This window comes from Sphingorhabdus sp., from assembly GCF_044357595.1.
Classification (GTDB): Bacteria; Pseudomonadota; Alphaproteobacteria; order Sphingomonadales; family Sphingomonadaceae; genus Sphingorhabdus_B.
Window position 1 is genome coordinate 1 of the sequence record NZ_JBIKPH010000133.1, and the last position, 6,640, is coordinate 6,640.

7 protein-coding genes are annotated in these 6,640 nt (G+C 51.6%); all 7 read left to right on the top strand.

Going from position 1 to position 6,640, the window contains the following annotated elements; translation table 11 throughout:
• Positions 1-1,383: heme lyase CcmF/NrfE family subunit (locus ACIQ2T_RS11200; protein WP_397590879.1), on the top strand; the 1,383-nt coding region annotated here is incomplete at its 5' end.
• Positions 1,380-1,910: a redoxin domain-containing protein gene (locus ACIQ2T_RS11205; protein ID WP_397590880.1), complete on the top strand. Its 531-nt coding sequence runs from the start codon at positions 1,380-1,382 to the stop codon at positions 1,908-1,910. The genes ACIQ2T_RS11200 and ACIQ2T_RS11205, both read left to right, overlap by 4 nt.
• A complete protein-coding gene (locus ACIQ2T_RS11210; RefSeq protein WP_397590881.1) occupies positions 1,907-2,308 on the top strand; it encodes a cytochrome c-type biogenesis protein in 402 nt (133 codons plus the stop codon). The genes ACIQ2T_RS11205 and ACIQ2T_RS11210 overlap by 4 nt, the downstream gene beginning before the upstream one ends.
• Positions 2,305-2,961, top strand: coding sequence for a tetratricopeptide repeat protein (locus ACIQ2T_RS11215; RefSeq protein ID WP_397590882.1), 657 nt, complete (start codon positions 2,305-2,307; stop codon positions 2,959-2,961). The genes ACIQ2T_RS11210 and ACIQ2T_RS11215 overlap by 4 nt, the downstream gene beginning before the upstream one ends.
• A 129-nt stretch (positions 2,962-3,090) precedes the next feature.
• The gene (locus ACIQ2T_RS11220) at positions 3,091-5,028 is read left to right on the top strand and encodes a potassium transporter Kup (RefSeq protein WP_397590883.1); all 1,938 of its coding nucleotides are present in this window, start codon (positions 3,091-3,093) and stop codon (positions 5,026-5,028) included.
• Positions 5,029-5,127: 99 nt separating this feature from the next.
• The gene (locus ACIQ2T_RS11225) at positions 5,128-5,838 is read left to right on the top strand and encodes a hypothetical protein (protein WP_397590884.1); all 711 of its coding nucleotides are present in this window, start codon (positions 5,128-5,130) and stop codon (positions 5,836-5,838) included.
• 40 nt (positions 5,839-5,878) lie between these two features.
• On the top strand, positions 5,879-6,352 hold the full coding sequence (locus ACIQ2T_RS11230) for an AHH domain-containing protein (protein WP_397590885.1): 474 nt from the start codon (positions 5,879-5,881) through the stop codon (positions 6,350-6,352).
• The last annotated feature ends 288 nt before the right edge of the window (positions 6,353-6,640 follow it).

The window sequence follows — 6,640 nt, forward strand, 5'->3', positions numbered from 1 at the left end:
TCGATCGCATTCTCCTTCGCCGTTGGCGCGTTGCTCACCAATCAGGTCGGGCCAGCCTTCGCCCGCGCTATGCGGCCATGGGTGTTGGGGGCATGGATTTTCCTGACAATCGGTATCGCTGCAGGCAGTTACTGGGCATATTATGAATTGGGCTGGGGTGGCTGGTGGTTTTGGGATCCCGTTGAAAACGCGTCGCTGATGCCATGGCTCGCAGCAACTGCTCTGCTGCATTCGGTCAGCGTTCTTGCCACGCGCAATGCGTTACGTGCATGGACCGTGATGCTTGCGCTGGTGGCCTTTGCCATGTCGATGGCGGGCACGTTTCTTGTGCGTTCAGGGATATTGACGAGCGTTCATGCCTTTGCTGTCGACCCGGAACGTGGTTCCTTCATTCTCGCGTTAATGCTTATGTACACAGGCCTTGCCTTCGTTATTTTTGCCTTACGTATTGGAACAGTCAAGCAAGGTGAGCCGTTCCAGCTGTTCAGCCGAGAAGGCGGGATTGTTGCAAATAATATACTCCTCAGCGTCATTCTGGCAGTCATTTTGATTGGTACGCTTTACCCGATTGCGGCAGAGGCGTTGGGCGACAAGATATCGGTTGGGCCTCCATATTTTAACAAAGCGACGGTTCCGATTGCGGTCCTTTTGATGCTCGCTTTGTTGGTGGGGCCCCTGTTGCGTTGGCGCCGCGATGATCTCGGCCGTTTAAAATACTGGCTTATCGGTGCAGCAGCGATTTTGTTGTTGAGTTGCCTTGCTATATGGAAATTTGCGCCAGAAATAGGGATATTCCCTCTTTTGGGTATCGCATTGTCCTTGGCCCTTGCAGTGGCGGCATGGATGCCGCTTAGGGGACGCAAGCTGCTCCGCACGCCTATCCCGGTATTGGGCATGGTCATCGCGCATTTTGGTTTAGCCGTTAGTGTCTTTGGTATGGCAGCGGAATCAGGCTTTTCGTCCGAAACTTTGACTGCGCTTGCACCTGGCGAAAGCGCTAAGGTTGCTAGCTGGGAGGTTAAGCTTAACGATGTCAATCCCGTGGTGGGGGATAATTGGGTTGCTGTTGAAGGCGAAATGATAGCCGCCAAAAATGGCAATGAGTTCCCGCTTCATCCTCAATCACGGCAATTCTTTAAGCCTCCGATGCAGACGAGCGAAGCGGCGTTGCTGACGCGGTGGAATGGTCAATTATATGTCGTCATTGCGCAGCCCGACCAAGAGGGGGATGGCCGTTGGCAAGTGCGCTTATGGTGGAAACCCTTCGTTACATTCATTTGGTACGGCGCAATATTGATTGCTCTTGGCGGGGCGATTGCGCTTTTGGGCCGCATAGGCCGTCGCTCCAAGAAGCCAGCTATAAACACATGGCAAGCCGAATGAGCCGCCCTTGGCTTTTATGGGCACCGCTCGTGGCCACCGCATGCATTGGTGGGCTTGCCATCTATGGCCTGGCCGTGCCGAAAGACGAGCAAGTCCATTCGGCCATGATCGGACAAAAGCTTCCTGAATTTGCTTTGCCTCCTGCAACACAGGGTGTTTTGCCATTATCAAACACAGATATGGGTGATGGGAAACCACGGCTGCTTAACATCTTTGCTAGCTGGTGCATCCCTTGCAAAGCCGAAGCGCCGCAGCTTGAGGAATTGAAAGCAGCTGGCGTCGAGATTGACGGGATCGCTATTCGCGATCGTCCAGAAGATGTTGCTGCTTTTCTGGACGAATTTGGTAATCCTTATAGCCGCATTGGATCGGACAGCGAAATGGCGGTTCAGCTTAAACTCGGATCGTCTGGTGTGCCTGAAACTTATATAATCGGCGCCGATGGCACAATATTGTTCCAGCATATCGGCGATATCAGGGTGGAGCATGTGCCGATGCTCATCGAAAAACTGAAGGCGACGAAATGAGAGTATTCGTTTCTATTTTACTGATGTTAGCTGCGCCCGTTTTTGCCCAAGGAAGCGGGCCAACGCCCGCCTTGGCAAACCGTCAGCTTTCCGATCCAGCGAAAGAAGCTGAGGCAACCCGCCTGATGCATAGTTTGCGCTGTATTCAATGCCAAGGTCAATCCATTGCCGATAGCGACGCGAGCATGGCAGGAACCATGCGTGCCGAAGTGCGTCAGCAAATTGCCGCTGGACAAAAGTCCGAGGCAGTTCGGAACTGGATGATACAACGTTATGGCGAATGGGTTAGCTTCGAACCCGATTTCAAGGGCGCAGGGCTTCTTCTCTGGCTTACACCACTTATCTTGCTGCTTGCATCGCTTTGGGTAGCGCGTGGGCTGTTTTGGAGGCGTACATGAACGGTTGGGTGGCACTTGGCCTATTGTCGGTTTTCAGCCTGTTGGCGCTTGCCTGTTTTGTTCGTGAGCCAAAGGGGCTGTGGCAAATTGGCGCAGCTGCGGTTTTATTGGGCATGACTGGCTACGCCCTGCAGGGCCGTCCATCAGCGCCATCTTCACCGGGCAAGCCGTTAGCGGGAAGCGAAGTTGCGGCTACTCAGCTTGTCGATATACGCGCCGACATGGACCAAAGCTTCGGTGGGGCGAAGCGCTGGCTAATCACTGCTGATTCCTTTGCCAAGCAAGGGGAGTATGCTTTAGCGGCTTCATATATTCAGTCCGGACTGCGTGATGACCCAAAAAATGCGGATCTTTGGTCTGCTCTTGGGCTGCAATTGATGCTGGCGAGTGATGGGCAGTTGTCAGCACCGGCGGAATTAGCCTTCGACAAAGCACGCATCAATCGGCCTAATTACCCCGCACCATATTATTTTGTGGGGCTTGCCCGCATGCTTAGCGGTGACCTTGATGGTGCGATTCTCTTGTGGGAAAAAACTCTTTCACTCGCGACACCAAATGCGAAATGGAAAGACGTCCTTGAGTCGCAACTGCAGGCCGCCAAGGCGCTGCAAGCGCAAACGGCACAGGCACAAGTAGATATACCTTCTAAATAATTGAAAAAAATACTTTTTCTAAAAGAATTGGTTCAATATTGCTTTGTTGTGAAGGGTAAGGCGGCATGCTAATGCGCGCGGCCCCAACACTTTTAATGTGGCAGTTGGGGTTAAAGTCGGGGAAACAAGATGGTTGGACCGCAAGCAGACGATTTTGGTGACAGCGACCAAAATCATAACGATAGCCATGCCCCCAAAGGATCGCTGCTGGCGTTATGTGCGGGCACGGTTGGCGTTGTATTTGGTGACATCGGTACTAGCCCGATTTACGCCTTCCGCGAGACGTTTGCCGGTCATCATCCCATTACACCTGACCCGATGCATATCAACGGTGTTCTAAGTCTCGTTTTTTGGTCGATGATGATTGTCGTGACCTTCAAATATGTTTTCACAATTATGAAGGCCGATAACAAGGGGGAGGGCGGAAGCCTTGCTTTGCTTGCGCTGATCAATCGTCAGACCGCTGGAGCAAAATGGACTGCGCCTTTTGTAATGCTTGGGGTGTTTGCAACCGCACTATTTTATGGCGACTCCATGATTACGCCTGCCATGTCCATCCTCTCTGCAGCCGAAGGTCTCAAATATGTAAGCTTGGGCTTTAGCCCTTGGATATTGCCCATATCGGTCGTGATTATTGGCGGGTTATTTGCGTTCCAGTCGCGCGGCACGGCCAAGGTCGGGGCTTGGTTTGGGCCAATCATGCTGGTCTATTTTGCGACGCTTGCAGGTCTTGGTATTCTGCACCTCTCCAAAATGCCGCTCATCATTCTGGATGTTTTGAACCCGCTGAATGCATTTTACTTCTTTTACAATGATGGCTTTCGTGCCTTTGTCGCGATGGGCACGGTTGTCCTCGCCGTCACGGGGGCCGAGGCGCTTTATGCGGATATGGGGCATTTTGGCCGTCGACCGATCAAGTTCAGCTGGCTGTTCTTCGTGTTGCCAGCGTTGATGCTGAACTACATGGGTCAGGGTGCGATGATATTGACCATGACGCCGCAAGAAGCGCAGCTGGCTATCCGCGATCCGTTCTTTTTGATGGTGCCGGACATGATTAGCACGCCGGTCATCATTCTTACAATTATGGCCGCTGTCATTGCCAGTCAGGCCGTTATTTCCGGTGCTTTCTCTTTGACGCAGCAGGCAATTCAACTCGGGTTCATGCCGCGCCTGAGTATTCAGCACACAAGCGAAAAAGCCGCAGGGCAAATCTATATTCCGGCGATCAACTGGGGCCTTGCGATTATGGTATTGCTTCTGGTGCTGTTCTTCCAGTCATCATCAAACCTCGCTGCGGCTTATGGGATCGCGGTGACGGGCGCGATGTTTATTGATACCTGCCTCATCGCGGTGGTCCTACTTTCATTGTGGAAATGGCCAAAGTGGAAAGCGCTTCCTATCCTTGGGATTTTCTTCATTGTTGACTTTGCCTATTTTGGTGCGAATTTATTGAAGGTTCCTTCCGGTGGCTGGGTCCCGTTGTTGATCGGCTTAGTCATCTTTACATTGTTGACAACGTGGTCGCGCGGTCGTGCCTTGATGCGTGAGCGTATGGCCGAAAGCTCCATGCCGATGGAGATTTTTATCAAGTCTGCCGCCAATAGCGCTACACGCGTTCCCGGCACGGCGATTTTTATGGCTTCGGCCGCAAGTGGTGTACCCTCGGCGCTACTTCATAACATCAAGCACAACCGTATCCTGCATGAGCGCGTGATTGTTCTGACTGTGCAAATTGAAGATGTACCCTTTGTTCGTTCGGGCGAGCGCATCGTCTGTAAAGATTTGGGTGAAGGCTTTTACCGCGTGAAAATGCGCTTTGGCTTTCTGGAAGAAACAAACGTTCCGGCGACGCTCGACTTGGTCGATTTATGCGGTCCCAAATTTGATATGATGCACACCAGTTTCTTCCTGTCGCGTCAAACGCTGATTGCGTCCAAAATCCCCGGCATGGCGATTTGGCGGGAAAAGGTGTTTGCATGGATGCTGCGGAATGCGGCTAATGCGATGGAATTTTTCAAACTGCCCAGCAACCGTGTGGTGGAATTGGGAAGCCAGGTTGAAATCTAACAAACGTCACTGCGAAGCAAGCGGGATGTATACAAATCCGCTTGAACCTTTTTGCTTGTCGAGTTGAGAACAAAAAAGGAACATTTTTAGGAGCGCTCAATGTCAGTCATGTCATTGCTGATCACGCAGAACTGCGCTGAGTTGGAGTTGGCATGGCAATCTGTAGCTTTCGAAAAACTTGGCATCTCCTTTGCGCGTGAAAGCGCGAAAGCCGAAACGACCGGAGTTATTACTTTCCAGGGTGCTTCATTTACCTTCAGCATCCAAGCTATGCCGCACTTAGAAGTAGCAAAATTCATATTTTGCCAATCCGATACCAGTGAATTCCACTCCGCAATCCATTTTGATTTCGGACCAACCGTGCGCGGCGGCAATCAGGTGCCTGCGATCGTAAAGGTTTTACTGCAACTGGGAGTATCGCTTGGACAGGCGCTGCAAGCGGGAGCCGTATTTTGGCGACCGGGGTCAATAATGTCAGGTTTCGATTATTACGCTGAAGCAGTTAGCCAATATGCAGATGGCGGTGCATTCCCGGCTCTGCTTTGTATGGATTTCGATACTTCAGATAGCGCAATTGTCCAATCCCGCGGCCTGAATTGGCTATGCGGACAAGAGCTTGTCTTCGAACATACGCCAATGACATCGAATATCGCGATGCGATATGTCGTCAGATTGGTCCATGATCTCGTCACAAAAGGTTGTGTGGATCAAAAAATGACAGTGCCAGGCATGATGGTTGGGGAAACGGTCCTCCTCACGCCAGATCTGCACAAGAAAGTCTTAAGTGCCCGTCTGATAACAGCCAATTAGTTTGCATGCGGACAGCATCGACGCAGTTGGTAGGGGCTATATGCGGAGCTTTAAGAGACTTTCGGGGGCCAGTGTAATTAGTGGCTTTCAATCGCACCATTTGATACCGGTAGGCGTGTTCGCCAATCATGCCTTTGCCAAAGCTTTTGAAGCGGTACGCCCAGATGGATTTGACGTCCGCTGTTTTCCGCGAAACGGGCTGTTTCTTCCAGCAACAGAATTAGCGGCTATGCGCAGCGGTTTGCCACTCCATCGTGGCCCACATCGCCGCTATAATGAACTGGTGGCCTATCGTGTGGCAGCTATTTTCCGAGATTTACCCTGCATTTATGATCAAAGAACTGCGCGGGAAGATGCCGTGGAAAGATTGCATTTGCTTACCGGTGCGCTGCGGACGGGTCTGTATGGATCACAGTTGCGGATTTCGCTCAATCAGCGTGATCCCTTGAACACGGCTGTCAATTTTGATCACATCGATAGCGCCTGTGACGCAATTTGGCTGGCAACAAAATGATTTAGATGCATTTTAAGACTAGACGAATGTTGCGGAACATGGGTATCGAAAAACCATAATGATCGCGCCAAACGCCCAATCGCTTCTACTTCGACTTACGCGCCCTTAGGCGCGCCTGTTCTTGTCGGCACCATTCGGCAAACCCGCCTAAGGGCTTTTTCCAAAACTTACTATCTCTTAAAGCCCACGATTGGGGCATATCAGCGAAGTTGCCATTTATCATGATGCTATCCGACCCATCTCGAAAATACCGACCTTTTCCGCAAGTGGACTTGCCCAACCGCCAAT

Excerpts from the sequence above, each read along its gene's own strand:
- ACIQ2T_RS11205 (WP_397590880.1), top strand. The coding sequence starts at position 1,380 with ATGAGCCGCCCTTGGCTTTTATGGGCACCGCTCGTGGCCACCGCATGC.
- ACIQ2T_RS11210 (WP_397590881.1), top strand. The coding sequence starts at position 1,907 with ATGAGAGTATTCGTTTCTATTTTACTGATGTTAGCTGCGCCCGTTTTT.
- ACIQ2T_RS11215 (WP_397590882.1), top strand. The coding sequence starts at position 2,305 with ATGAACGGTTGGGTGGCACTTGGCCTATTGTCGGTTTTCAGCCTGTTG.
- ACIQ2T_RS11220 (WP_397590883.1), top strand. The coding sequence starts at position 3,091 with ATGGTTGGACCGCAAGCAGACGATTTTGGTGACAGCGACCAAAATCAT.
- ACIQ2T_RS11225 (WP_397590884.1), top strand. The coding sequence starts at position 5,128 with ATGTCAGTCATGTCATTGCTGATCACGCAGAACTGCGCTGAGTTGGAG.
- ACIQ2T_RS11230 (WP_397590885.1), top strand. The coding sequence starts at position 5,879 with ATGCGGAGCTTTAAGAGACTTTCGGGGGCCAGTGTAATTAGTGGCTTT.